Source organism: Leptospiraceae bacterium (assembly GCA_024233835.1).
Taxonomy (GTDB): Bacteria; Spirochaetota; Leptospiria; order Leptospirales; family Leptospiraceae; genus JACKPC01.
Genome location: JACKPC010000004.1, coordinates 144,814 through 169,715, shown reverse-complemented (window position 1 = coordinate 169,715; position 24,902 = coordinate 144,814). Strand labels below are relative to the sequence as shown.

27 protein-coding genes are annotated in these 24,902 nt (G+C 35.5%); 23 read left to right on the top strand and 4 right to left on the bottom strand.

What is annotated here, in order from left to right; genetic code table 11:
- Positions 1–4 precede the first annotated feature (4 nt).
- Positions 5–2,380: a sensor histidine kinase gene (locus H7A25_18645; GenBank protein MCP5501927.1), complete on the bottom strand. Its 2,376-nt coding sequence runs from the start codon at positions 2,378–2,380 to the stop codon at positions 5–7.
- A gap of 192 nt (positions 2,381–2,572) precedes the next feature.
- Entirely contained in the window at positions 2,573–4,522 is a 1,950-nt protein-coding gene (locus H7A25_18640; GenBank protein MCP5501926.1) for a hypothetical protein, read from the bottom strand.
- 290 nt (positions 4,523–4,812) lie between these two features.
- Here H7A25_18640 and H7A25_18635 point away from each other — a divergent pair, with 290 nt between their 5' ends.
- Positions 4,813–5,547: a hypothetical protein gene (locus H7A25_18635; GenBank protein ID MCP5501925.1), complete on the top strand. Its 735-nt coding sequence runs from the start codon at positions 4,813–4,815 to the stop codon at positions 5,545–5,547.
- Positions 5,548–5,924: 377 nt separating this feature from the next.
- Here the strand turns inward: H7A25_18635 and H7A25_18630 are convergent, their stop codons facing one another.
- On the bottom strand, positions 5,925–7,886 hold the full coding sequence (locus H7A25_18630) for an SBBP repeat-containing protein (GenBank protein MCP5501924.1): 1,962 nt from the start codon (positions 7,884–7,886) through the stop codon (positions 5,925–5,927).
- A 442-nt stretch (positions 7,887–8,328) separates the two neighbouring features.
- Here H7A25_18630 and H7A25_18625 point away from each other — a divergent pair, with 442 nt between their 5' ends.
- From H7A25_18625 to H7A25_18550, 16 genes are all read left to right on the top strand, one after another.
- Positions 8,329–8,889 carry a DUF4386 domain-containing protein gene (locus tag H7A25_18625; protein ID MCP5501923.1) on the top strand — a complete coding sequence of 187 codons (561 nt, stop codon included), beginning with the start codon at positions 8,329–8,331 and terminating at the stop codon, positions 8,887–8,889.
- Between the two features lie 199 nt (positions 8,890–9,088).
- Positions 9,089–9,835, top strand: a complete 747-nt coding sequence (locus H7A25_18620; GenBank protein ID MCP5501922.1) for an NYN domain-containing protein — start codon at positions 9,089–9,091, stop codon at positions 9,833–9,835.
- Between the two features lie 113 nt (positions 9,836–9,948).
- The gene (locus H7A25_18615) at positions 9,949–10,188 is read left to right on the top strand and encodes a DUF1059 domain-containing protein (GenBank protein ID MCP5501921.1); all 240 of its coding nucleotides are present in this window, start codon (positions 9,949–9,951) and stop codon (positions 10,186–10,188) included.
- Positions 10,189–10,381: 193 nt separating this feature from the next.
- On the top strand, positions 10,382–11,317 hold the full coding sequence (locus H7A25_18610) for a site-specific integrase (GenBank protein MCP5501920.1): 936 nt from the start codon (positions 10,382–10,384) through the stop codon (positions 11,315–11,317).
- On the top strand, positions 11,304–11,456 hold the full coding sequence (locus H7A25_18605; protein MCP5501919.1) for a hypothetical protein: 153 nt from the start codon (positions 11,304–11,306) through the stop codon (positions 11,454–11,456). Before H7A25_18610 ends, H7A25_18605 begins: the two co-directional genes overlap by 14 nt.
- A 115-nt stretch (positions 11,457–11,571) precedes the next feature.
- Entirely contained in the window at positions 11,572–12,513 is a 942-nt protein-coding gene (locus H7A25_18600) for a hypothetical protein (protein ID MCP5501918.1), read from the top strand.
- A 1-nt stretch (position 12,514) separates the two neighbouring features.
- On the top strand, positions 12,515–12,955 hold the full coding sequence (locus H7A25_18595) for a DUF3102 domain-containing protein (GenBank protein ID MCP5501917.1): 441 nt from the start codon (positions 12,515–12,517) through the stop codon (positions 12,953–12,955).
- A gap of 100 nt (positions 12,956–13,055) precedes the next feature.
- Complete coding sequence (locus tag H7A25_18590; protein MCP5501916.1) at positions 13,056–13,553, top strand: hypothetical protein; 498 nt, start codon at positions 13,056–13,058, stop codon at positions 13,551–13,553.
- Positions 13,550–14,833 (top strand): hypothetical protein, encoded by a 1,284-nt coding sequence (locus H7A25_18585; GenBank protein MCP5501915.1) that lies wholly within the window; start codon positions 13,550–13,552, stop codon positions 14,831–14,833. The genes H7A25_18590 and H7A25_18585 overlap by 4 nt, the downstream gene beginning before the upstream one ends.
- A 153-nt stretch (positions 14,834–14,986) precedes the next feature.
- Positions 14,987–15,415, top strand: coding sequence for a hypothetical protein (locus H7A25_18580; protein MCP5501914.1), 429 nt, complete (start codon positions 14,987–14,989; stop codon positions 15,413–15,415).
- Positions 15,357–15,551 (top strand): hypothetical protein, encoded by a 195-nt coding sequence (locus tag H7A25_18575; GenBank protein MCP5501913.1) that lies wholly within the window; start codon positions 15,357–15,359, stop codon positions 15,549–15,551. The genes H7A25_18580 and H7A25_18575 overlap by 59 nt, the downstream gene beginning before the upstream one ends.
- Before the next feature lie 71 nt (positions 15,552–15,622).
- Positions 15,623–17,146, top strand: coding sequence for a ParB N-terminal domain-containing protein (locus tag H7A25_18570; protein MCP5501912.1), 1,524 nt, complete (start codon positions 15,623–15,625; stop codon positions 17,144–17,146).
- Positions 17,147–17,227: 81 nt separating this feature from the next.
- Positions 17,228–17,719 (top strand): hypothetical protein, encoded by a 492-nt coding sequence (locus tag H7A25_18565; GenBank protein ID MCP5501911.1) that lies wholly within the window; start codon positions 17,228–17,230, stop codon positions 17,717–17,719.
- 94 nt (positions 17,720–17,813) lie between these two features.
- Positions 17,814–18,155 carry a hypothetical protein gene (locus tag H7A25_18560; GenBank protein MCP5501910.1) on the top strand — a complete coding sequence of 114 codons (342 nt, stop codon included), beginning with the start codon at positions 17,814–17,816 and terminating at the stop codon, positions 18,153–18,155.
- Positions 18,156–18,350: 195 nt separating this feature from the next.
- Positions 18,351–19,679, top strand: coding sequence for a hypothetical protein (locus tag H7A25_18555; protein ID MCP5501909.1), 1,329 nt, complete (start codon positions 18,351–18,353; stop codon positions 19,677–19,679).
- Positions 19,672–20,205, top strand: coding sequence for a hypothetical protein (locus H7A25_18550; GenBank protein ID MCP5501908.1), 534 nt, complete (start codon positions 19,672–19,674; stop codon positions 20,203–20,205). The genes H7A25_18555 and H7A25_18550 overlap by 8 nt, the downstream gene beginning before the upstream one ends.
- A 5-nt stretch (positions 20,206–20,210) precedes the next feature.
- Here H7A25_18550 and H7A25_18545 read toward each other — a convergent pair whose 3' ends face one another.
- Positions 20,211–20,534, bottom strand: a complete 324-nt coding sequence (locus tag H7A25_18545) for a hypothetical protein (GenBank protein ID MCP5501907.1) — start codon at positions 20,532–20,534, stop codon at positions 20,211–20,213.
- A gap of 253 nt (positions 20,535–20,787) precedes the next feature.
- On the opposite strand from H7A25_18545, the gene H7A25_18540 reads away from it, so the two are divergent.
- From H7A25_18540 to H7A25_18515, 6 genes are all read left to right on the top strand, one after another.
- Complete coding sequence (locus tag H7A25_18540) at positions 20,788–21,348, top strand: hypothetical protein (protein ID MCP5501906.1); 561 nt, start codon at positions 20,788–20,790, stop codon at positions 21,346–21,348.
- 61 nt (positions 21,349–21,409) lie between these two features.
- The gene (locus H7A25_18535; protein MCP5501905.1) at positions 21,410–22,051 is read left to right on the top strand and encodes a hypothetical protein; all 642 of its coding nucleotides are present in this window, start codon (positions 21,410–21,412) and stop codon (positions 22,049–22,051) included.
- A 5-nt stretch (positions 22,052–22,056) separates the two neighbouring features.
- Entirely contained in the window at positions 22,057–22,458 is a 402-nt protein-coding gene (locus tag H7A25_18530) for a hypothetical protein (protein ID MCP5501904.1), read from the top strand.
- 3 nt (positions 22,459–22,461) lie between these two features.
- A complete protein-coding gene (locus tag H7A25_18525) occupies positions 22,462–23,061 on the top strand; it encodes a hypothetical protein (GenBank protein ID MCP5501903.1) in 600 nt (199 codons plus the stop codon).
- Positions 23,061–24,197: a hypothetical protein gene (locus tag H7A25_18520; protein ID MCP5501902.1), complete on the top strand. Its 1,137-nt coding sequence runs from the start codon at positions 23,061–23,063 to the stop codon at positions 24,195–24,197. The genes H7A25_18525 and H7A25_18520 overlap by 1 nt, the downstream gene beginning before the upstream one ends.
- 21 nt (positions 24,198–24,218) lie before the next feature.
- A complete protein-coding gene (locus H7A25_18515) occupies positions 24,219–24,899 on the top strand; it encodes a hypothetical protein (protein ID MCP5501901.1) in 681 nt (226 codons plus the stop codon).
- Positions 24,900–24,902 lie beyond the last annotated feature (3 nt).

Below are 24,902 nucleotides of genomic sequence, written 5' to 3'. Positions count from 1 at the left end.
AGGATCAATCTGTTTTAAGTATTGTCCTTGTATACTCTCCGAGCTTTTTTTCTGATTCTTTTCTTTCCAGGTAATAAACTTTCTCTTTACTTGGAAAGTATTGAGATAGAAATTCTTGATTTTTTATAATCTGTTCTGAAGAACCAATAAAAAGAACAGGTTTAGCGGAATATAAGAAATCCGATGTTAATTTTTGCAGTAATGGTTTTAATATATTTTCCGGATAATCCAAATAAATTAGGATTACTTTAAATTCTATCTCTTCTAAGGTTTTATATGAAGCTTCTATATTATTTACATAGATGGGTAATAGTTTATCTTCTCTTAGACTTCTTAACATTTTTTCCTGTATCGATACTCCTATGATTAGAACAGTATTACGATTGCTCGGAATATTTATAGTAAAGCTACTTCCCAGTCCTTCAATAGATTCAACCTCTATCTTTCCTGCGTGTAAGGCAATCAATTCCTGGCAGAGATTTAGACCAACACCAAATCCCTTTTCTCCCTTCGTTCCTTCTTTGACCAGAACTTGTTTGGTGAATAAGGAGTTTAGAACCTTTGGATGGATTCCAAGGCCTGAGTCTTTAACTATTACTTTTTGGTATATCTCATCTTCCGCATATTCTAACCAGATTTCTCCGTTCTTATGGGAGTATTTTATTGCATTCATAATTAGATTTCGTAATATTTCCATGAAGATGGCTTCATCTACCGTTAAAAGAATGTTTTCTTCAATATCAGCTTGAATAGATAGATTTTTTTTTAAAGATTCAAAGGAAAAATGCTCAATTACTCTTTCACATACTTCATTTAGTTCAATATCCTTATATTCTATTTTATGATAATCTGTCTGAAAGCGACTTAGATTTAGTAAATGTTTTATCATAGATAGGGAGTTAATGATAATTCTCTTGGCAGTAATTAAGGAATCTTTAATCTCCTTAGAAACTCCTGTTTCTGTATTTAATAGAAATTCATGTATATTTAAAATCACGGTTAGGGGGGAGCGTAAGTCATGAGATACAAGTGCAATAAACCTATCTTTCCAGGCATTTTCATCTTCGGCTTTTTGCTTTTCCTGTTTGTATTGAAGAGTTCTCTTTTCTACCAGGTACTCGAGTTCTTCATTTATTTTTTGTAATTTATCGGAAAGGAGCTCAACATTATGAAATGCCATAGAAAAATGTCGGGATAGGAGTATGGATTGGGCAATAATAAATAAAAAAATAGCATAACTAAATATGAGAGGTGTATGAATGATCTCATAGATGGACAGAACATCATTTACAATACTGCCAATGATAAGAAAATTTGGTACTAAAAGTAATTTTGAAGTATTTCTTTTTATGCTAATTTTGAATATTCCCCAAAAAGCATATAAAGCTGAAAAAACAACCAGGTAACGGAGTTTTCTTTCTATGCTTGAACCGATTTCTGTAGGGCTGAATAGTATAAATGTATAGGAAAGAATAAAAATTCCCCAGGTAATTTGTATTACTCTATTTGAAAAAGTATTTATAAATAGATTATTTAGAAAGGTTAAATATAAGGGTATCATAATGCAATATATAGAAAGTAAGATATAAGTCAGTTTATGAGGAAGCTCAGGTAATAAGTAATAAATAAAAACTTCGTTTACCGATATATTATAAATGGAAATTGTGATACAGAACAATCCAAAAATTAAAGCTACCTTATCTTTTTTTCTATACCAGTAGAGGGAAAGGTGATATAGACCCATGATAATTATAGAACCTAAGAGAAAAGAGTCCAAGGCCTGCTTTCGTTTGGAAAAGAAATGAAGTTTAGAAGCTGTGCCCAGTTCCGGACTGTACCAGAAGGCTCCATCTGCGTGATAGAAGTTGGATATATGGATAAGTAAAATAGTTTCTGTATGTTCAACTTTAAAATATACATTTGCAGTTCTACGGGTAGGATTCATAGATTGTTTACTCTTTCCTACTTTACCTAATTCTTCTATTACTTCTTTATTAATGAATATCTTATAGGCGGAACCTCCTGTTGTTTTGAAGCGAATTCCCATCATTTTTCCCAACATATATTCCGGGAAAATAAATTTGATTCTGTAGCTGGCGTAACCTGTTCCGCTTAAATTCTTACCCTGAATGTATTGGTCAAGCCAACGATTCCCGGGCTTGAGATAAGCTGTTCTTTTCTTTTTTAACTCTTCTTCGGGTTCCCCGGACTCTATAAACTCTTCCCAATAAAACTCCCAGTCTCCATCTAAGCTAAGTAAAGTATTCTGAGTAAAATCCCATTTGGATAGATCTAAGACTCCTGCTGAAATTTTAGGTGAATTCACTTTCGCACATTGGGAAAGCAGAGTAATCATTATGAATAGAAGATATTTCAGCATAGTGCTTTTGTATTTTATTCGAAATATAAGTATAGTCTTTTTAAGTATATCCATCAATATTTATAAACTCTACAAGTAAAGCCTGTTTTATCCGATGATACGCTTTTAAAAAGCCTATCACCGGATAAAATTTAGCTTATTTGATTTGTCTTATCTTATCACCATTAGAATCAGTAACGTAGAGGTTTGTTCCTATTCAATTTTTCTTATTTTGTTACTACTATAGTCAGCGACATAAAGCTTTGTGCCGTCTGTTGTGATTCCGACCGGATCATAAAAAGCAGCTGCCGTTCCTGTTCCATCTGTACTTGCCCCCGTTCCGCTACCAGCCAGGGTTGTGACAACTCCACTGGAGATAACTATCTTACGTATCTTGTGATTGCCGCTATCAGCCACATAAAGGTTTGTTCCATCCATCGTTATTCCGGCTGGATTTTTAAAAGAAGCTGCAGTTCCTGTTGCATCTGTACTACCGATAGTTCCACTACCGGCTAAGGTTGTTACAACTCCACTGGCTATGACTATCTTACGTATCTTGTGAGCACCATAATCTGTAACATAAAGGTTAACTCCGTCTGTTGTTACTCCATTTGGCTGGTTAAAGGAAGCTGCGGTTCCGGTTGCATCTGTACTACCGGCAGTTCCACTACCGGCCAGGGTCGTGACAACTCCACTGGAGATAACTATCTTACGTATTTTGCGACTACCAAAATCAGCCACATAAAGGTTAGCACCATCTGTTGCTATACCGACCGGACTATTAAAGGAAGCTGCAGTTCCCGTTCCGTCTGTACTACCGGCAGTTCCGCTACCGGCCAGGGTTGTTACAACTCCACTGTCTATTACTACCTTACGTATCTTGTTACCTCCCGCATCTGTTACATAAAGATTCGTTCCATCCGTTGTTATTCTGATTGGGCCATTAAAAGAAGCAGCAGTTCCCGTTCCATCTGTACTGGCAGCCGTTCCACTACCGGCTAAAGTTGTTACAACTCCACTGGCAATGACTATCTTACGTATCTTATTACTATTTTGATCCGGAACGTAAAGGTTTGTTCCATCTGTTGCTATACCGGCTGGCCTGCTAAAGGCTGCTGCAGTTCCTGTTCCGTCTGTACTGGCGGTGGCGCCACTTCCGGCTAAGGTTGTTACTGAAGCGCTTAAGGTCAAGGCTGTACAGGCTGTATCATATATACAACGGCAGTTGATTCCTACATTGCTTACATCAGCACTGGCCGTTCCGCTTCCATTGTTTACTGCACAGAAAAAACCTACCGGTTGCGTTTTTACTGTCACAGCGTAAGCACCGCTTACTTTGCTGGTAAAGCTAAATGTAGTGGCATTGGCAGCCACTGTCAGGTCATCCGCCGAGTTGTTTTGTAGTACAAGTCCGTTTATAGTTAGCCCGGTAATATTTCCACCGATGGTATAGGCATTCATGCAGCTTACACTTACATTACTCACATCAGCACTGGCTGTTCCACTACCACTACTTACAGTGCAAGTTTGTCCGGTTGGTTGCGTTTTTACTGTCACCGCGTAAGCACCGCTTACTTTGGTAGTAAAGCTAAATGTGCTAGCGTTGGCTGCTACTGTAAGGTCATCTGCACCGTTGTTTTGTAGTACAAGACCGGTTGCAGTTAGACTGGTGATTGTGCCACCGATTGTATAGGTGTTAGTCGTACATATTATACTTACATTACTCACATCAGCACTGGCTGTTCCGCTACCACTACTTACAGTGCAAGTTTGTCCGGTTGGTTGCGTTTTTACTGTCACCGCGTAAGCACCGCTTACTTTGGTAGTAAAGCTAAATGTGCTAGCGTTGGCTGCTACTGTAAGGTCATCTGCACCGTTGTTTTGTAGTACAAGACCGGTTGCAGTTAGACTGGTGATTGTGCCACCGATGCTATAAGTAGCTTCTGTGCCGGTTCCCGTTCCTGTAGCTGTTCCTGTTCCTGTAGCTGTGCCGGTTCCGGTGCCGGTTCCGGTGCCGGTATCCGTATTTGTTCCTGAGGTTTGTGGTTGGGAAGCTAATACCGCAACACCCAATAAAAATATGTTGTCATCCTTATCTTTCTTACAATTTACACTGAACCAGAAAAGACCGAGTATCAGTAGAGTTTTAAATATGAGTTTCATCTTTTGTTTATTCTCCTAACACCTATTGACGGGTTCAGGAATAGGCGGTTTTCAGGGAATACCCTGAAAAAGAAATTTCTTGACTGAAAAATTATAGTTTTTGGAAAAAAATTCAAAAAAGGGAAGCTAAAATCTTTCTTTACAACTCATCCCGCTTCTTATACAATTGGATCGTGATAATCGCAATTCCACTGGAACAGAGCCGTTGATTTATACAATCGGTTTTTCCGGCATTTAGCGGTAGGCCAGGTTTATGATATCTATAAGAATAATGAAGGAAGGGAATAATTTTGGCAATAGATTCTTCTAAAAATAGCAATGTAAGAAATATGATTATATTTTTTTCAGTTGCGTTGATTATGCTTTTTTTCGCGTCTAAAGTAAAAGAGTTTTTTGGATACGGAATAATCTACCTCTGGGAAGATAGTATTTTCTATTACATAAGTTTACTCTTGTTTTTTGCAGGCGGTTCCTTTGCTTTTACAAAAGTTGATAATAAAGAAATAGGTGTAGTTTTATTTACAATTTTCTATATTCCATTTGTTTTATTTGCCCATGTACTCATTACAATTATTCTTTTTAAAATGAATATAGAGTTGTTTTTTTTATCAATAGTTTTTATTAGCTTTTGGACATTTGCTACAAATTATTTAGTGAAAAATTTTTTTCCGGAAAATTTGGTTTCAGAGATTATGACAGGTATTCTTTATGTTTTTATAATTACTGTAGTCTTTTTTAGGATTGTTCCTCAAGGTAGATCTTATGCAAGTGCTATGATTGAGAAATATAGATTTGTCACTAAAGGAGAAATCATAAAAAAAGAAAAAGGTAGTAACCGAGATTTTCTTATCACTTACCGATATACTGAGAAAAATGGTAAGGAGCTAGAATGTACAAATAGTGAAAGTATTTTTAATAGCAATATAAAATCTTTAGAAAAAGGAGACTTAGTTTGGATTCAGTATGCAACAAAGTATCCAGAATATTGTGCTTTCCAAAAAAAAATACTACGGATAGAAAATTAAATATTTAGCTTTTTTCGCAGGGAGTCGTTTGCTGCAAACTCTTCATTGTTTTCTGATACATATCTTTTTGTTTTGGGAATTGTAGAAAAAAATCCCATCATTAGAATTAATGATATTACTAATATTTTGATGATACTATTTTTCTTGTCCGTAGATTTTTGCTTCTGAGAGAATGGGTTTCTTCACGAAAACATGCCGGGGAGATACAATGAAGAAGAAATGAAGTAGCCGGGTTTTAGGGATAACCTGAAAGAATGTAAATATAAAAAACGACCCCTCTGCCTTACAGGATAGGAATTTAGCGGTAAGGTAGAGAGGCGGTAAAAGAGAGATAATCCCGAGGATAATATACTATATCATCCTCGCACAAATTTATTTTACTGTTTTAGTTTATTGGTTAGAAACGCATCCGTTGTTCCGCTTAGAGTATTACCGTCGAGACCGCCTTGAGTGTATCCGCCTGTATAAACACTGCTACCGTCAGAAGTAACAGCGATTCCGTTTGCCTGGGTATTGGCAGAAGCCACTCCCATTTGCTTTATCCATTGTTTTATTCCGCTGCTATTGTATTTGGCAACAAAGGCATCACCTGTACCTGTCAGGCTATTTCCATCCAGACCCCCGGTTGTATTTCCGCTGATATAGATATTGCCACTGGAATCTGTAGCTGCTCTCATACCGTAAGTGTCTTTTGTGGCTACACCAAATAGTTTTGTCCACTGTTTGGTTCCACTACTATCATACTTGATGATAAAAGCGTCTCTTGTTCCAATATGGGTATTCCCGTCCAGATCGCCACCTTCGGTATATCCTGTTACATAGACATTGCTACTGGAATCTACCGAAACATCTCTACCATTAATCGTCGCCATTGTAATCCCCATTTGTTTGGTCCATTGCCGGGTTCCGCTACTATTGTATTTGGTAACGAAAACATCCATTGTTCCTGTTAGAGTTTCTCCGTCCAGAGTACCGTCGCTAGTTCCTGTCACATACACATTTCCACCGGAATCAGCAGAAATTCCAAATGGACCGATATTTTTTGCGGCTACACCGAATAGTTTTGTCCATTGTTTGGTTCCACTGCTATCGTATTTAATGATAAAGCCATCCTGATTACCATTCAAAGTTTGGCTATCCAGGGCACCACCAGTTTCTCCTGTTACATATATATTACCGCTGGAATCAATAGTCAGGCTTTGCCCCTGAGTATTTTTTGTAGCTACCCCCATCTGCTTTGTCCATTGTTTGGTTCCACTACTGTCATACTTAATGACAAATACATCCCTTATTCCCGTCTGGGTGTTTCCGTCCAGAGCACCGGTTGTATTTCCGGTTACATATACATTTCCGGTACTATCAGTGGCTATTCCAGTTCCTGCGGTAAATTGCGATACAGATCCCATAAGCTTAGTCCATTGTTTGGTTCCACTACTGTCATATTTAATAACAAATACATCCTGTGAACCCGTCAGGGTATTTCCATCCAGGGCACCACTTGTATTTCCTGTCATATAAATATTACCATTGGAGTCTAAGGTAATTCTAGCTCCGGTAGTAAACTTTGAAGCTACTCCTATTTGTTTTGTCCACGAAGAAGACGCACAGGTAATACTTACATTACTTACATCTGCTGTAGCAGTTCCGCTACCATTGCTTACTGTGCATATCAGACCCGAGGGTTGCGTTTTTACTGTGACAGAGTATGCACCGCTTACTTTTGTAGCAAAGCTAAATGTAGTGGCATTGGCAGCCACTGTCAGGTCATCCGCCGAATTATTCTGCAAAACAAGTCCACTGGCTGTAAGTCCGGAAATCGTTCCGCTAATTGCATAGCTTGCTGTTGTTGTTCCGGTTCCCGTTCCTGTTCCACCTGAACCACTGGCATTCACTACAATAGTGAAAGTAAATGTTGCACTTGTACTATCCGGCTTTGTCTGTGTGACTGTATACTGTGTACTGGCCACTGTGACTGTTGGTGTGCCGCTGATAACACCGGTATTTCCATCCAGATCTAAACCGGTGGGTAATGCGGGACTCACTGTATACTTGGAACCATCTATATGACTCGGCGGGTTCAGTTTTACAGCAGTACCTGCTGTCAGGGTAATGGAACTTCCGTTGTTATATGTAGATTCGCTTACAGTAGACTGCTGGGATTGATATAAACCAAATAACCACCAGGGTGTCTCTTTTTCGCAGGATTGAGTGTCTACACCTGCCTTGCATTTGTAAAGGGCTTCCAGTTCGTTACTGGGCCTGGTAGGCACATCTTTTAAACAACCTGCAAATACCAGAATACTGAATAAAAATCCAATATGAATTCTTTTTAACTCCATACTATTTCTCTCCTAAAACCTATTGACGGGTTCAGGAAGAAGCGGTTTTCAGGGAATACCCTGAAAAAGAAATTTCTTGACTAAAAAATTTACAGTTTTTCAAAAAAAATGCAAAAAAAGGCTTCATCATCGCGAAGAAGCTTCCAACAACATCCAAAAGAAAAGCTATTTCATAAGCTTGCCATCTAACAGCAGGGAGAGGAATATACATCTCATCAGGGCAAAATATCCTGTTATTTTTTAAGCCTGAAGGATTCCAAAAAAATTCCTGGTCGCTTTCTTATCAGCTCCTAAAGCAAAATTAAAATTTTCGCAATAATATATCTGTATGAATTTGATTGTATTTTTAGTTTTGGTTTGTGAAAATTCGTATTGGAATAAATTATGAACAAATAGAATACTAAAATGCAATTTTTAATTAAATTAAATAAAAGGAGTTTAAATGAAAAACTGGAAATCCAATAGAACCATTGCAATCATTGTAGGAATTCTTATACTTGTTGCATACAGCATGCTTACCTATGACATTTCTAAAAATATAGAATTAGGAGCTATTGCGGATATCTTAAGTGGTTTGGCTGTAATTTTAATTTCCTTGCTGATGTATCCTTTATTTAAAAAAGAAAATAAGCAAATCATTAATATATTGTATGTGACTTTAAGATGTATTGAAGGATTATTAATGATTATCACTGGAATATTCCTATTAGTACCGACATTCATTCATTACAGACCTTTCATTTATCAATATATCCATATTTACTTTTTCATTTTTGGAGCTCTATTCTTTTATTTCTTACTCTACACTTCAGAAATGTTACCCAAATTTATTTCTATTTGGGGAACCGTAGCTACAATTATACTTTTTATGGTTACAATAATTAAACTATTTGGGATAGAAAATCAAGTTTTAAATATATCTTTAGCTCCTATGATTTTGAATGAACTATTTTTAGCCTTTTGGTTAATTACTAAGGGATTTAATAAACATCAAGAAGTATGAAACTAAACAGAACAAAGATATATCTCAGATACTTTGCGAAACAGAGACTATGCGGTTTAATCTAAACAAGGATGGAAGGATTCTCATACACCAGGATGTTAAATGATTATTTGAAAAATTAAAATGTAGGAAAGAATAAATGAAAAAGTAAGTCTTTTAATTATATTATTATCAATTACAATAAAGGGAGAATGATAGTATGTCTGAAAACAGTAATGAAATAAAATTAGCCGTGTTAATTGATGCGGAGAATGTTCCTTATAGTAATATTAAAGGAATTCTCGATGAAATAACCAAATATGGAACTCCAACAATAAAAAGAATATATGCTGATTGGACTAAACCAAATGTTTCTGGCTGGAAAAATGTAATGCTTACAAATGCGATAATTCCAATTCAACAATATAGTTATACTTCAGGGAAGAACTCCTCAGATTCTGCAATGATTATTGATGCTATGGATATTTTATATTCTGAAAAAGTGCAAGGATTTTGTATTCTTTCAAGTGATAGTGATTTTACACGACTTGTAACAAGACTAAGAGAGTCCGGGATGAAGGTATACGGATTTGGAGAGAAGAAAACTCCACAAGCTTTTATTGTTGCTTGTGATAAATTTACTTATATTGAGATCATCCACAGTAATCTTGATGGAAATAGTAAAGTAGCAGCTCCGGAGAAATCTCATGAGTTTGAAAAGATTAATGAAGAAATACTTAACTTAATTTTTTCAACCGTGGAGGATTTGGCTGATGATTATGGTTGGTCATTCCTGGGTGATATTGGCAATCAGCTTACTAAGAAAAGACCGGATTTTGATCCGAGAAACTTTGGTTTTGATAAGCTAACTCCTTTAATAAAGAGTTTACCTCAATTTGAAGTTGAAGAGAGAAAAACCAATAATAAAAGTGTTAAACACGTTTTTGTCAGGAAAAGAATTGCATGATTTTATGGTTTTCAATTTTATTTTCTAAAATAATATATTCATGTATAAGTTATTATATTAAATAAAAAAAGTATTATTTTATAAATTATAAAACAATGTATTTGGAGGTTAATATGAAAACAATGACATGTAAACAATTAGGCGGAGCATGTGATAAAATATTTCAGGCAAACTCTTTTGAAGAGATTGCAGAGATGAGCAAAAATCATGGTGCAGAGATGTTTCAAAAAGGTGATGAAGCTCATCTAAAAGCTATGGCTGAAATGAAAAAACTTATGCAGGTTCCTGAAAAAATGCAGGAGTGGTTTGAAAATAGAAGAAAAGAATTTGAAGCATTACCTGAAAACGAATAGAATAAGCTGAGTTTATGCTGCTTATAAGATGTTCTTTCTTGTGCTGCTTTGAAAAATTGAAGTAGCACGCTTTTGAAGGTAGGTTTAGGAAAGAGGTGGTATCGGGATGACTGGACACGACGAAGTGTTTATGTCCCAAAAATAAGATAAGGAAATTTATTTACAAGATTTTTCATGTAATTATATGATTTGCATGAAAAAAATAGAACTAAACAACCTTCCCGAATTAGGTAATTATAAACAGGATAGCAATAATCGGCTATTCCTGAGATACTTATCTGAGAATAATATTTCGGAGATAACTCCTATAGCGGTCAGACAATATTTTGAATATAAGAAACCTTTACATAAGGTTAAATATATCAAAAATCTGAAAACATCTCTACTTTCAGCTATTCGCTTACAGCTTATAAACGAAAACAGGATTACGGAAATACTAGCATGGGAAACACTGTTCAAGCATATAAAGCTGAAAGCTTCACAGACTGAGGTTTCTAAATATCAATTAGTCACAGATGAGCAATTTAATTTTCTTATAAGAAAGCTTATAAAAAAAGGAAATTACTTAACTGCGTTACTTGCAATCAACCTTAGATTTTTACCCATACGACCTGGTGAACTTGTAAAAATCAAACTTTCGGATTGTGTAAAAATTAAAGAAACTAGTAACAACAAAGAAAGTTTAGAATTTTATAAAGTAGAAGTCTACTCAAAGAAAAATGGATCTAAAAGATTCATAATAATGCCGGTCGAATTATATCAAATCAATAGGCAATACTTTAACGGTAAAGAGTTTTTATTTGAGTCGCCAATTCGGAAAAAATCTGGAGATCGTAAAGGCTATTCAGTCAGATGGATAGAAACGAATATTTCAAATGCCTGTAGTTTTATCTTAGGGAAACAGTTTTATCCCTATCTATTCCGTCATACCTGGGCAACTGCTTATTACAACAAAACTTTAGATACAGTAAATGGTGCAAAGTTATTAGGAAATTCTCCTGATACATTCTCAAAGGTTTATACGCACACAGATATTGATGCAAAGCAAGCCCTTTCAATTAACCCATCAGAAGCATTAGTTTTATTAGCTAAAGTAATTATAGGAGAAAGGAGAAATGGAACAATGTAAAGAATGTAATAGCGTGGGTGAACTTTATCAATATAATAAATGCAAAAGCTGTTTATTGAAAGAGTTCAAAGAAAAGTTTTTACCTCTTCTAATTTTATTAGATGAAGTGAGAAAAAACAAGGTAGTTTTAACAGCCTAAACTGCAAAACCACCGGAATGTAAAAAATAAAATCTCGTTTAACAGCATTCCGGTAATTGCGAAGAAGGTCAAGAAAAACTTAAAAATTTTTAAAATTTTGACAAAGGAAAAATAAATGCAATTATCGAATTTTGGTAATTTAGAAGGTAAGGAATTAGCTTTTTTAAAGATTGATTATCTTTACTGGGACTTTTTACGCAGTACTTATAATATAGAAGAACCTTTTCTATACTCAGTATTTCTCGCTTTTTTTAGTTACTGGTATGAGCATAATTCAAGAAAAATTATATCACTAAAGAAACTGCATGAAAAAGCAAAGCTTTACATTAACCTTAAAGAATTAAATTTTAACGGTATTATTGATTATAAGAAAGCTGATTTATTAAATATCGATAAATACAGAAAAGAAGAAAACTGGAAGTTGTTAAACTTAGAGCATTCAAATCAATACGCTTATGAATTTAAAAAAATGTCTCATCTAAAAATTGATGAGATAATGCAAGGGACGGGAAATGTATTTAAAAAGTCAAAAATTTATCTGCACTTAGAAGAATTAAAAAACTTAGGTTTCTTAAAAGTATATTCAAATCTAATAAAAGATTCTACTAAGAATTCTTACTTATACAACCCTGAACCATACACTAAATATATTTTTGAGAGATCGGGTATGAAGTTTGATTTAGAATCAAATTTAGATGAAAAGGAATTTGTTGAAAGGTTAGAATTAAAAGGTTATACAATAATTCCTCCGGAACAAAAAGATACCCCTGCCGGAGCAGCCAGTATAGCAGAAGTAAGCGAAGAGGTTAAAGAACTCTGGAATAGAACCTGCAATACTATCCTTGAATCAAAAGAAAGCACACCCCTAAAGACTATTACCGCTATAGCAAAAGATAAATGTAGTATAGTTAAATATGAAAACTCCGTTTTGTTTATAACTATAGATAAACCTTTTTACAAGGCAATTAACGGTCCGGCAGGAACTAAGATAAAAGAGACATTTAAGAGTTTAACAAATAATGAATGCAGTCTGGAAATAATCAAAAAGGACAAATGAGATGGGGATTAAGCAAGTAGATGTAAGAAAAGTATGGAACGATAAAGAGCTGGTTAATAAACTCAATGGCTTACATGCAAGTGTAACAAAAGATAAAATGTATATTGGGAAAATTTTACTAGAGATAAAGGAGAGTTTAGAACACGGAAAATTTATAGAATGGATTGAGAATAGTGGCTTGAATTTCGGAATTCGCCAGGCTCAAAGATATATAAAATTTGTAAATGAACCGGAATTGGAAAGTAGAAAAGAAGCTAAAAAAGAAGAATTTAAAGTCGGGAAAGTTCTTTTGAAAAGAGTTTTAACAGGTGAGAAACTTAACAAAGCGGAAAAAACTCAGCTTATAAAATTTATAAAAATTGAACGTGAACGAATTACAGAATCACAAGCAAAAATGTCAGCAAAACTATTAGATTTAAGTTTAGCGGAGGATAAACTATGAAAATAAATCCGAATGATAAGACCCCTGACTGGCCTTTCACAAGTGACCAAACCGGAAGGACAGGCAGGGGAATGTTAAGTAAAACCCAAAGGAGATACCTATGAGTCTTAAAATAATTATGCAGACTGGCAGTAGAAGTCAAGTAGTAAAAATATTATTTACTTCACTGCTTTTATTCCATGCTTTTCCTGCATTTGCTGAGATATGCCATGAAGGAAAGTTAGCACTTTGCCCTGATCCGGTAAATGGAACACCTGTACTTTGCTGCAAAAGTAAAAGTTCAGTTGAACTTTTAATTCCAGTTCCGGAGCAGAAAAGGAATAAGATTCAAGCACCTGATGTTCCTTTTATCTCTATGTTTGAGTTTGCTGTATTACTCTTTATTGTAATCGCAACCTGTACTGTAGTTTATCTGCATTATGAAAACAAACCAGAGATAGTGAATGAATATTATATCCTTTCGAAGCATCCACAGACTTTTCCGGTATATGGATACAGAGTAAATAGCCATCAGGACAAATCAGTGCAGGAGAAAGACATTACTCCCCGCACTCTTTTAATAGAAGAAAAGGAAACTATAAAGGAGACAGAAGGATGAGAAAGAGGAATAAAAAGCAGAACCATCATGAGCAAAGACCAACTCAAGGAAATGGAAATTCAACAGCAACCATTGAGAAGCCAAAGACAAATGAGGATAAAAAAAAGACAGCAGAAGAACGCTTAAAAAATTTAGCAGAACGGGTAAAGATTTCTGCTATATATGAAGAAGCCGAGGACAAGGTAAATTTAAAGCGTGATTTAAGGAATGCCAGACTTCAGGGACTTCTTGAAATAGATGAAGATCCGCAGCTCACAGAACTTGAGAAACAGGCAAAAAAGCAAAAGCTTTTGAAAGAACTCGATGACCTTGAAGCAAAGCGAGTGATAGCAGCGAGGAAGAATAAACGGAAAATTGCCAAAGCAAAGAAACTTTCATGGTTTGAAATAATCGGAGATAAGTTCGAGTTTTTCAAAGACCAGATCAGGAAAAACTTTATGTTTACTATAGTTCTGGTTGTTGCTTTATCAATATCTATTGCTTTGCATCAGGGAGTATTCACACATCTGGCTAATAAGATGAATCTTGGAAATGGATTCTGGATTGGGCTTGGCTTAGCTACTTTGATGGAATCAACAGCAATCCTGATGTATTTGAATTTCATGAAAAAGACCAGCTTTGTGATTCATCTGATGACACTTGCAGTTATAGCCATATCAGGAATAGAGCAATATCTGAATTCTGATAATGGGAACTATAACGCAGTCATGAGAGCTTTGATTGGTTTAATTCCATACGTTGGAGCCATAGCTGTATCGATAAAATTACAAATCGACTATCTTGAAAAGTATAAAGTTAAGTGGCATGTTCTTCCGGGTAAACGGAAAAAACAATTGATAAAGGTGTTTAGCGATGCAAAGAAACAGTTACCTAAGCTGCAAGAACAACATGATAGGTATCAAATAGAGATTGCCAAATTAAAACCCGTCAATAAAGAAATCAGAAATCGGCATAGATTGCTACTGCTCGATGCTTTCCGAAAAGCCGGTTTACCGGAAAAGTTTTTATCAGGGGATATAAAGCTAAATCAATTATCTGAGAAGGAAATTGAGACAGTAAAAATAATTAAAAAAGAAATCCCTCTGGAAACAAGAAAACCTGAAGAAGCCATTCAGCCAAGGAAGATTTTAAACTTCAGAGAACTTTCTAATTTTTATAAATTAGATGAGCAGTCATTAAAGCAACAGGCCTCAAAGTTTGGGATCTTAAATAACCTTATATTCGCAGAGTTACCTAAAAAAACGAAAAGGAATAACAGAAAGAAAAAACAAACCGGATAATAAAATACCTGCGTATATATGTGCTTTCTCTCCATACACATGCCTGGATTGGTGCTTAGAAGCCTGCCTGGATCTGTGCATGTGTAGGAGAGAACTGAAAATTGTTAGCTCGATTCCGGAAATTTTAATCACACAGGAGGATTTTTAACTGAAATGGCAACTAAGGAACTCAGAAAGCAGGAATATAAATCGAAGAACTTCTTCAGTGATAAGGCAGCTATAATATTAACTTATTCAAAAACTCTGTCTATTATTCGTTTCAAACGCAGGTGCAGAGCCATAACCGAAAAAGAGAAAAACAAGTTTATGCAGAGGCTTTCAAAAAATAAGACAGAAGAGAATTACAGAATCATTCAATCCAGACTTAAAAAATACACAGAAGGAAGAATACTGAGTAAGAAGTTTATAGTAATGGATTTTATACTTACAAGCGGAATTCTTCAAATTTCATTTCTGTCTTATAGCTTTGTGTATCTTCTCATGCAATACTGGAAGGAAGTTATTTTAACAGGGAGTTTAGAGGATGCTTTATATAATTGTATCGATAGCATTATTCTTATATATTCTATATTATTTATATAGGTATTCAAAGAAGAAAGAGAAAGAATATGAATATGGAAGATACTCCTTTAAATCCAATCTAAGCGAGAAAGACAGGGAAATACGAAAAGCCAGGGCAAAAGAAATACAGGAAACAAGAAGAGAAAAACAGAGATAAGAGAACTCTTAAAAGCAGTTATAGGTTTAAATAAAAATAATATATAAGAGTCATAGAACATGGAGGAAAACATGGATCGTAACTTACTAAAATTGGAAATATCGAAAGTCATAGTGGATTTGGATCTTTCTATGCTTAAAGAAAATCCTTATAATTTTTTCGATAGTCTGTCTGTCAAAGATCCGGATAAGTATGAATCTTTAAAGGAAGATATAAGCATCAATGGAATCATAAATCCCCTGGTGTTTAAGTTTCGGGAAGGCGTAAACTATATCATACAGGGACACGACCGCTATCGAATTGCAAAAGAACTTGGCTTTGAAAAAGTTCCCTGCCGGGAAGTTATTTCAGAGATTAGCCTGGATGAAGAGATGGCGATTTTAAACGGAGATAACCTGAACCGAAAGACTCCTTCACCGGATGAGAGAAAAGAAATGTATGCAAAGATACTCGGAAGCGATATGTTCTCAAAAAAGAAAAGGGGAGTAAATAAAGCAAAATACTTATCCAGTGTTACATTTATAAAAGAAGGAACTATAAAACGAGATCTGGCTGAGATGGCAAAAGCAGCCTGTAACGGAAAAGTGAAAAGTTCAAGTGAACTTACAGAAAATACAGATTCACAAAAAAAAGAATTAGAGATTATCGAAAATGTAACCAGGCTAGAGCCTGTGCCTTCTGAAGAAAAAATAGATGAACCTCTGAAAAAAGAAGAATGCGACATGGATGTCGTATTTGAAAAAATACCCGGAAAGGATATAAAAGTAATCTGCGATGCTTTAGGATATGATATTAAAAAAGATAAGGAATTGATAGAGGATTTTTATACATATTATAGAGGAAAGAAATATATACACGAGATAGAAATCAAATATTTCTATCAGGAAAGATTTAACAAAAAAATGGAGATAATCACAGAGAATGCTCTGTATTGCGAGGATGTTCCCATTTCTAAATATGATTTTAAAGATCCGGAAAAGCACTGGTACGGAGATCATAAGTTTTTAGAATACCTGAAATGTGAAATCAAGATGGATGAGGTTGTTAGCATTAAGAAAGACAATAAAATCGTTTTTTCTCAGTATGAGGAAAATAATGGATACTATATTAATCAGAATGGAATCGTAATTAATCCGTCTATAGTATACGAAAGTAAAGGATATATGCTGGAAAAAGCTAATTTCAAAAATGGAGAAATCGCTTATTCCTGTAGATATTATTCGACGACAATTTCATCTCCAAATCCGATGATGTATGTTGATAGGAGTAAAGATGTAATGTTAGCCTTGCAGCTAGGCTTTAAGAATATCCTACCTGAGATATATAAGAAAACGTATATAACTAAAAAAGACAAAGTACTGCAATTAATCAAGTTTTTGAAATCAGAAGCAGGGTTTGAAAAGGAAATGCCGGATCGTTTTTTTCTGAAGCTACTCGTAACCGGCAGTGTAAAGGATGCGTATGATGAAATTCTACTGGAGAAAGAAAAGGAAGAGAAAGTTTTAAAAAAGCAATTAAACAGTCTGAGCAAAGAGTTTAAATCCGTGTATGGATATTACAGCAATGTTGATTCACTGGAGCTTTTTGGAACATAGAAAAATAATACAATTATCTATAAATAAGTTTCTTGAACAATGTTTTATTCTATGGTAAGACATTGTTCAATGCGTATCCGCTTGAGTAAAAAACCCTTACATTCTTTTAAAGAGACTGTTGGAAAAATAGTAGAATTAAGCGATAAGTATTGGACTGATCTTTTACTTCCTAATAAATTAAAGATAAATTTTAAAGAACTATCTCCGCAGGAATTATTTAATACAATCCAATCCATTCCCTACGAAAAAGACCCGGAAGGGATCGAACATGTATCTCGACCTAAAATACTCCTTGAGTTTGCCGGTCAGGGGATACCGTTTGATTGTGATGACAGAACGGTTATTGTGCTTTCTTATTTTAAACTTAAAAATCATCAGCTATCAGGTGACACCAAAAAACCTTTTCAAACTAAAATCAGAGTAACCGGCAGAAATGACAGGCCGCATCATGTATTTGCTTCTTACAGAATTCCTAACATTACCGATTGGATAGCACTTGATCCTACTTATCCAAGAAATGTTTATGGACTTGAACTCTTCAAACCGGGCTATGAATATGAAAGACTGGTTTGAACTTATATTTTCTTTAAATTTTATAGCATTCAAGAATCCGGAAAAGTCTAAAATAAGTAAATATTAATCAGGCTTCTAATTGGAGAATTTAAAAATGGATGAATTAGATGAATTTTTATATGAAGGGATAAGACAAAAAAGAGAATGCCAGAGGCTTTTACTTTCAGAATTTGAGGGTGACTTACTTAAATATATGAGACATGCTATGGAACACCAGTTTGATGATGATTCCGAATCCAGAAATGAAGAATATACAGTAACAGAATATGAACCCGGAGAAGAAGAATTAAAAGAGTTTCGTGAATTCATAAAGAAATTAGAGTCTGAAGAAATAGATCTTGGAATCGGAGAAAATGAGTCTAAGAAACTTCGTGAATTCATACAGCAATGTAAAGCTGAAAATCCAGATCTTGAAAGAGAGCTTTTTTATGGGTGACAATATCGAAGAAGAAAAAGATTCTTTATAACACTTAAAATCCCTACCCTACCTATCCAATAAGACTATTAATAAACAATTTGAATTTATCTATAATTATAGATAAATAGATATAATTGTATACAATTATATTAAGTTTCCCTTTATAACAAAAAATAGATGTAAAGAATCGAAGCATTATGTTATAATTCTTTTGTGGTTGCATTGGTTACATTAGAAGGTGATGAGGAAGCTTCAGAAGATTATGATTATTTATATTCCCTCGAAGATCTTAGTGATGTTCTTCCTTTAGCCGGAATACATTCCTGTCTATCCGGATATGGAATCACCCTTTCGGGAGATGACGAGTTATATGTTTCTAATGCAGGTATATTAGTAAAGAGAACTGAAGCCGGTTTTGCTCCTATTGCAGAATTAGAAGGAGAAATAGCTTTTGAAAGTTCAAGTGAACTTTTAGGCTCAGATACTGAGTATATAAACCTGTATTCTCTATCTGATTTACTTGATGATAATCCGGAGCTTGCCGGGCTTCAATCTCGACTGGCAGGAAATACTAACAGTCTTTCGGGAGATAGTGACTTACTCATATCTGAAGATGGACATATCTTTAGAAGCACAATAAATGGTATTGTCCCCCTGGCTGAAATTGATTATAATCCGATTCTTCTGAATGGCTTTAATCTGGGTAAAATGTTTAAAGGTTTTAAAATGCCAAAATTCAAACTGCCTAAACTTACAATGCCAAAGCTACCTAAAATCAAAATGCCTAAGCTTCCTAAGATTAAACTTCCGAAAATCAAGCTTCCTAAGATTAAATTACCGAAGATTAAACTTCCCAAAATAAAACTACCCAAGATAAAGCTCCCAAAGTTTAAACTGCCAAAAATCAAACTTCCTAAAATTGATTTTTCCGGAATAGGAAAGGGCATAACCAACTTCGGTAAAGGGACTGCTAAAATTTTCAACGATGCCGGTAAAGGTCTTGCGAAATTTGGAGACAATGCGGGCAAGGCAGTTCAGCAATACATGGAATATCAGAACCAGATGTGGGATAGTACCTTGAATGCAGTCACAGGGATTCTAGGCCCAGGTGGCGGACAGGCAGGGCAATATGATCAGAATGGAGCTGAGGGAGATTATGAGCAGGTAGAACAGGATGCAGAACAAATACAGCAACAGGCAAATGAATCACTTGAAGAGTTAGACCGAGATTTTGAAGAACAAAAAAACACACTTACAGCAGATCATACAGAAGCAATAGAAGCTCTGCAAGCTGAATATAATAGTCAGTCTACATCGATTTTGACAGAGCTTGAAAATTTACCCACCCCAGAAACAGAAGAACAGGCAGCGGAATTAGATGCGTATTACGATGCCTTACTTGAGCAGTATCAACAGCTTGAACCATTATTTACAGCCGAGTTTGAGAAACTCGATTCACAGTATACATCCAATATGGAACAACTACAAGGACAATATGAGCAGGCTTATAAAGACCTTCAGGAGCAATTAGCCAATGTCTAAGATTATAATAAAATGCAAAAATAGAAAAGAAGCAGAGGAATTGGGTTTTGATCTGTCCAGCGTAGCGAATCTATTTTCGACCGGAGCCAATACATATCAATCCGGAGGGACATCCGGGCTATTAAATCTTGCCAGTTTTGGCTTAGATGCACTTATGCCGGGAGCGGGACAAATTGCAAGAACTGGTTTAAGTTTAGTTAATTCACAACAACAACCGGTCAATAGGCAGCCTCCTATTGATACATCGAATATAATAAAAGATAAATTGTCCTCAATCCTGAACAAAAAACCAAGCCTGAATTTTACACCTCAAAAAACATCTTTATCAATACCGAGAATACAACTTCCTCCGAGACCGAGTGCAAGAAGTTCATCCTACATTCCGAGAAATATTGGTGCTTTAACTGCAAATCCGGTGAGTCTTAAAACCAAATCTAATGATAATAATTATCTAATATATGCGATTGCGGGAGGAGTTGTTATCGCTGTGTTCATGATGAAATCATCCTCACGGAAAAGGAGATAGGAGAATTAAATGGTTACGAAAAACAGAAAGAAAAGAACTTCTAAGAAAAAGACTTCCACTGCGAGAAAAAGAAGAAGTACGACAGCGAAATCTTCCACAACGAGAAAGAAAAAAAGAACCGCAGCAACTACTTCTACAAGGAAAAGAAAACGTAGTGCAGCCAAATCCTCTTCTACAGCAAGAAAGAAAAAAAGGAATACTACTACAAGTAAATCTACTTCTACAAGGAGAAGGAATAGAAGAACGGCTACAACTACTTCATCAAGAAGAAGAAAGCGAAGGACAGGAAGCACTACATCTAAAAGAAAAACCTGTTCGACAAGAATCAAAGGTAAGGCTCCTAAAGAACCAAAGAAACCCTGTAAGAACGCAGGCTTAAAAGAACATCTCCGATATGAAAAAGAATATAAGAAGTATCTTAAAGCAAAAAGAGCATGGGAGAGGAAAGTGGAGAAAGAAGAATCCGGGATCAAAAGGTCAAACTATAATATTCGCATAGCGAAATCCGGAACTGTTAAAGAAAAATTCAGTAATTATTTAGACTATATCAAAGGTCGCTAATTCATAAAGGAGAAAGTGAATATGGGAATCATGAGTAAATTACCCTTAAAAGAAATTGCAATACAGGGAGGTTCTGCAATTGCCGGTTATCTTGGAGTATCGTATTTATCTGAAATGGCCGGTGAAAAGATTTCATTAGAACAGAAGGAAATCATCGCTGCCACAATAGCAGCAGGTGTAACACTGGGAAGTGTATATTTTCATAACAGTTTTCCATCCAATGCCATTGCTTCCGGAGTAATAATAGGTTCCGGAACCTGTGCACTGGTAAAGACATTAAAAATTCCTGCAATCAATGAAAAACTCCCGGAGAAGATGAAAGACCTGCTTGGTTCGGATGTGATTGAACTAACTCCGGAACAATATAAACAACAGGTAAATAGAGCGGTTGAGCGTTCCATTTATGAACAAATTCAGGCTGCACAGGTATCAGGACATTTACCTTCACCCGCAGGAAGAAGAACAGCAGGAAACAATATCCCGATTGCAAGTCTGGATTATTCCGGAGCGGGAAGAGAGATGTTTGGGGAGTTCGATTTGTCCGGCGAGTTTGATTTATCCGGTGGTGAATATCTGAATTAGTAAAAGTTCAACTGAACTTTCAGGAATATAAAAAGCAATCTTAATAAATGAGGAAATATATATGAGCGGAAGAGATAAGCAAACTTTCGATATGATGAGAAGACAGGCTGCACTTGCCCTTTCACAGAAAACAGGAAAAAAATATAGATCAAGAATTGTTCGTTCCATTATGAAACTTGATCCGGCAAACAATTCCAGGGATTTCAAGTTTTTTGCGGATGCAGAAAAGCCGGGAGCTTCGGACTATGCAAACTACAATAAAGGAGCGATAATCTCAACTCCAACGGGATTAATCTCCAATGTGTTTGCTGAGATTTCAGCCCCGGATTTAAAACCGATTCCCTATCAGGCCGGGACAAATGCGTATGATACTTATTATGAAATCGGTCGCATTATCAACTCCTTTGAATTGACCCTGCAAAAAGATAACCGGAAGCGTAAGGACATTCTTCTCTCTGAAATCCACAGACCCTTACCCGAAATCATTCCTGCTTTTCAAAAAGGCAATGTTGTGGATACGGTGATTCCGGCTGCGGTTATTGGGAATGGAGAAACCCGTCCGATGATTTTGAACATGGAAGCCGAAAAAACTTCTACTATAGAAATCCTCGGTAAACTTCCCAATGGTTCTCCCCAGCTCTCTAATGTAGTTCAGGATTTCCTTATGGCACTCTATCTGGAAATTCTTGAAGAGGATAATTAGAAACTATGCCGGATGTTTATCTGAGACAGAGTGATACAAATCTCGCTTTGAACATAACACAGAGCGGTGAGATTATTGTTTTATCCAATACAAGTGAAGGTGATCTTTCTCTAAAGACTATCTCTATACGATATGATTCGAGTGTGCCCGGAATTGAATTATTGAAATTTCAGTTTATTCGGGCAAAGAGCAGTAATGATTTGAATCTCTGTCTTGGAAATCTAATTTTAGGGGCTGAAGGAAATCCTATGGGATTATCAAGGGAACGGATTATTGAAGTAAAATCTAATATAATTATTCCAAAGTCCCAGGGGATTTCTTTTTTTGTCTCTGCCTGCCCGATTAATCTTCCTCCGGGTAAAATATTTATGTCAGTGGAATGGGAAAGTCCATTACTGGGAGATTAATAAATGGAACGTCGGTATGTATCCTTACCTTTTTCTTATTCACAGAGTTATAAAGTAAGTGAAACTACCGGTGATCCTGAACTGTATTCGGAAGGCTTTTCGGTTCAAAAAGTCAATATAGCCAAACATGATATTATCACGATAAAAAATATCAGACAGTTTACAGAAACTATCTGGAAGAAAAAAGCTGCCGATGTTGTTCCGAAACTCTCCTTTGTTTTCGGAAATGAAGTTGAAAAAATCTTTTTTAATCAGTATTTAAGAATTAATCCATCCGGTTATGAACTTATTACTCCTTCAAGTCCTGAAGATCTGGTTTATGCACCTGCAATAGAATCAGAGCTTCCCATACGATTTATTAACTATGAAGTATATATCAAATCTCTTGAGGACTTTTATTCTGATTGTGTCTTTTTTAAAATTGCATCTATAAAAAAATTTCAATTCCCGGTATCACAGGTAAACTCAGAAGTGGGTGATATTGAGCTAAAAAATGATAGTGCTTCTGATTTTCTATACATAATTCCGTATTGTGCCTCTCTTTTACAAACAGAGTTTTACGGCTCAGGAACCATTCAGTTTGAATTGTATGGAGGAATATAATGGCCATAGATCCTTCGCTCTTAATTGAATACTGGGATTTAATCTTTCCTCCCCCTCCTCCAAATATGACAGTAGAAGAGTTCACAAAATATATGGATGGACTTCTACCTGTAATAGAGAACATACAGCATAACTCTAACTTATATGATAAAGCGATTATAGATGCCCTTTTTGGGGAGTATATAACAGTCTCGCTTACTCTGTATAACATTGAACCAATGGCGAGAGAACTTACATTCACAGCGTTTATTCCAGGAATAGTAAGTAAGATTTTTGGCTATACAGTAGAACAGGACAATGAAAGAAATCTGCATTCTCCTGATATTGGACTTTCTCTTGAACCCGGATACGGGTTTATTGGAGAGATAAACGAAGAACAAAGAATTGGATTAAATGAAGCAGATTATCATTACAGCTACAACATCGGGACAAAATATAATTCTGTATTAAGACAAACCTATTATCATTTTTCATCTATTGAAGAAGTAATACATTCTTTTACAACTAATCCTCCGGGAACAAAAGTAAAGGGGGAAATAGAGAAATCAGCTTTAGAACTCGGTGAAAGTATTTCGAGTGATGTTCAAACTTCATTTGGGGAAGTAACACAGGCAATTACAGATTTATCGGACAGGTTGAATAAGGCTTTAAACCCTGTTCCGTATTTAGATACTTCTGAATTGAATGGAAGACGAGTATTCGCCTATCAATATTATTACTTTACTTCTCTCGATGAAGTAGATGATCTAAATGAAAAATTTCATTTATTAGAAAATCAATTAGCTGAAAAGCTATCCAGTATCAAAGCTCTACCCAATACCGGGATAAAAATAGATACTACCGATCCACAAAATCCGGTCCTAGTTGAAAACAAACCTCCGGGATATTCACTATATAATCACAAGCATAATTATTCTGATATAGAAGGGACTCCACCTTCAGGGGGATCTGCGAAACCTGCGGAATACCCTTTTTCGAATATGTCTTCAATAACAATTAATCATAAACTGGGGTATTATCCTCATATAGAAGTATTAATAAATAATAAAATAGTTCTAACGGATGTAGAACATGTTGATAAAAACAATGTGAAAGTCGATTTTTCATCAAAACAGACAGGGATAGTTTTAATATAATAAATAAGGAAGATAGATATTATGGATTTTAAAAACGATATAAACATGTCGGGCAATCGTATTACTGGAATTGCAGATGGACAGGATTCGGGTGATGTGGTGTCCTTTCAGCAATTTCAGGCAGCTCTGGAAAATATAAAAATTAAAGCCCCCACAAAGCTGGCACTGAATGCAGATTTCAACATTTCAAAATTCTCCGCTTCAGGTGCAGGTCTTGAACCCGGTGATCGTATTCTGGTAAATGGGCAAAGCATTCCAACAGAAAACGGAATTTATGAGATCGATTCTTCCGGTATAGGTTTAATCAGAAGTTCAGATGCAGACGTGTGGAAAGAAATGGTAGATTGCCAGATACTGGATTTGCAAACAGGAGACTGCTATAGATCAGACATGCCAAAGAACGGTACTATAGGAGTTGATGCACCAAGTTTTAAGAAAATACTGATTGGAGCAACCATGAGTTGCGGTATGCGTCTCGTTACAGGTGATGGAGTAAATTCATCTTTTACTATAGACCTCGGTTTTCAGATTTTAGCTCCAATTTTTCAGGTTTTTGATAATGACAGCAATAAAGTTGTTATGGTAGATATTACCTATGACTGGCTAAATTCTTACAATCTGGTAAGACTTGATTTTTCAGAAGCCCCCGCAAACGGAAAAATTTACCGCTTAACCTGGTCAGGAAGAAGGCAGCAACCTTAAAGG

What these genes read in the sequence shown, in the direction of transcription:
- H7A25_18570 (MCP5501912.1), top strand. Translation starts at nt 15,623, where the DNA reads ATGGATCGTAACTTACTAAAATTGGAAATATCGAAAGTCATAGTGGAT.
- H7A25_18530 (MCP5501904.1), top strand. Translation starts at nt 22,057, where the DNA reads ATGCCGGATGTTTATCTGAGACAGAGTGATACAAATCTCGCTTTGAAC.
- H7A25_18600 (MCP5501918.1), top strand. Translation starts at nt 11,572, where the DNA reads ATGCAATTATCGAATTTTGGTAATTTAGAAGGTAAGGAATTAGCTTTT.
- H7A25_18610 (MCP5501920.1), top strand. Translation starts at nt 10,382, where the DNA reads ATGAAAAAAATAGAACTAAACAACCTTCCCGAATTAGGTAATTATAAA.
- H7A25_18535 (MCP5501905.1), top strand. Translation starts at nt 21,410, where the DNA reads ATGAGCGGAAGAGATAAGCAAACTTTCGATATGATGAGAAGACAGGCT.
- H7A25_18620 (MCP5501922.1), top strand. Translation starts at nt 9,089, where the DNA reads ATGTCTGAAAACAGTAATGAAATAAAATTAGCCGTGTTAATTGATGCG.
- H7A25_18615 (MCP5501921.1), top strand. Translation starts at nt 9,949, where the DNA reads ATGAAAACAATGACATGTAAACAATTAGGCGGAGCATGTGATAAAATA.
- H7A25_18580 (MCP5501914.1), top strand. Translation starts at nt 14,987, where the DNA reads ATGGCAACTAAGGAACTCAGAAAGCAGGAATATAAATCGAAGAACTTC.
- H7A25_18560 (MCP5501910.1), top strand. Translation starts at nt 17,814, where the DNA reads ATGGATGAATTAGATGAATTTTTATATGAAGGGATAAGACAAAAAAGA.
- H7A25_18625 (MCP5501923.1), top strand. Translation starts at nt 8,329, where the DNA reads ATGAAAAACTGGAAATCCAATAGAACCATTGCAATCATTGTAGGAATT.
- H7A25_18550 (MCP5501908.1), top strand. Translation starts at nt 19,672, where the DNA reads ATGTCTAAGATTATAATAAAATGCAAAAATAGAAAAGAAGCAGAGGAA.
- H7A25_18595 (MCP5501917.1), top strand. Translation starts at nt 12,515, where the DNA reads ATGGGGATTAAGCAAGTAGATGTAAGAAAAGTATGGAACGATAAAGAG.
- H7A25_18590 (MCP5501916.1), top strand. Translation starts at nt 13,056, where the DNA reads ATGAGTCTTAAAATAATTATGCAGACTGGCAGTAGAAGTCAAGTAGTA.
- H7A25_18540 (MCP5501906.1), top strand. Translation starts at nt 20,788, where the DNA reads ATGGGAATCATGAGTAAATTACCCTTAAAAGAAATTGCAATACAGGGA.
- H7A25_18645 (MCP5501927.1), bottom strand. Translation starts at nt 2,380, where the DNA reads ATGCTGAAATATCTTCTATTCATAATGATTACTCTGCTTTCCCAATGT.
- H7A25_18520 (MCP5501902.1), top strand. Translation starts at nt 23,061, where the DNA reads ATGGCCATAGATCCTTCGCTCTTAATTGAATACTGGGATTTAATCTTT.
- H7A25_18525 (MCP5501903.1), top strand. Translation starts at nt 22,462, where the DNA reads ATGGAACGTCGGTATGTATCCTTACCTTTTTCTTATTCACAGAGTTAT.
- H7A25_18640 (MCP5501926.1), bottom strand. Translation starts at nt 4,522, where the DNA reads ATGAAACTCATATTTAAAACTCTACTGATACTCGGTCTTTTCTGGTTC.
- H7A25_18605 (MCP5501919.1), top strand. Translation starts at nt 11,304, where the DNA reads ATGGAACAATGTAAAGAATGTAATAGCGTGGGTGAACTTTATCAATAT.
- H7A25_18575 (MCP5501913.1), top strand. Translation starts at nt 15,357, where the DNA reads ATGCTTTATATAATTGTATCGATAGCATTATTCTTATATATTCTATAT.
- H7A25_18515 (MCP5501901.1), top strand. Translation starts at nt 24,219, where the DNA reads ATGGATTTTAAAAACGATATAAACATGTCGGGCAATCGTATTACTGGA.
- H7A25_18585 (MCP5501915.1), top strand. Translation starts at nt 13,550, where the DNA reads ATGAGAAAGAGGAATAAAAAGCAGAACCATCATGAGCAAAGACCAACT.
- H7A25_18630 (MCP5501924.1), bottom strand. Translation starts at nt 7,886, where the DNA reads ATGGAGTTAAAAAGAATTCATATTGGATTTTTATTCAGTATTCTGGTA.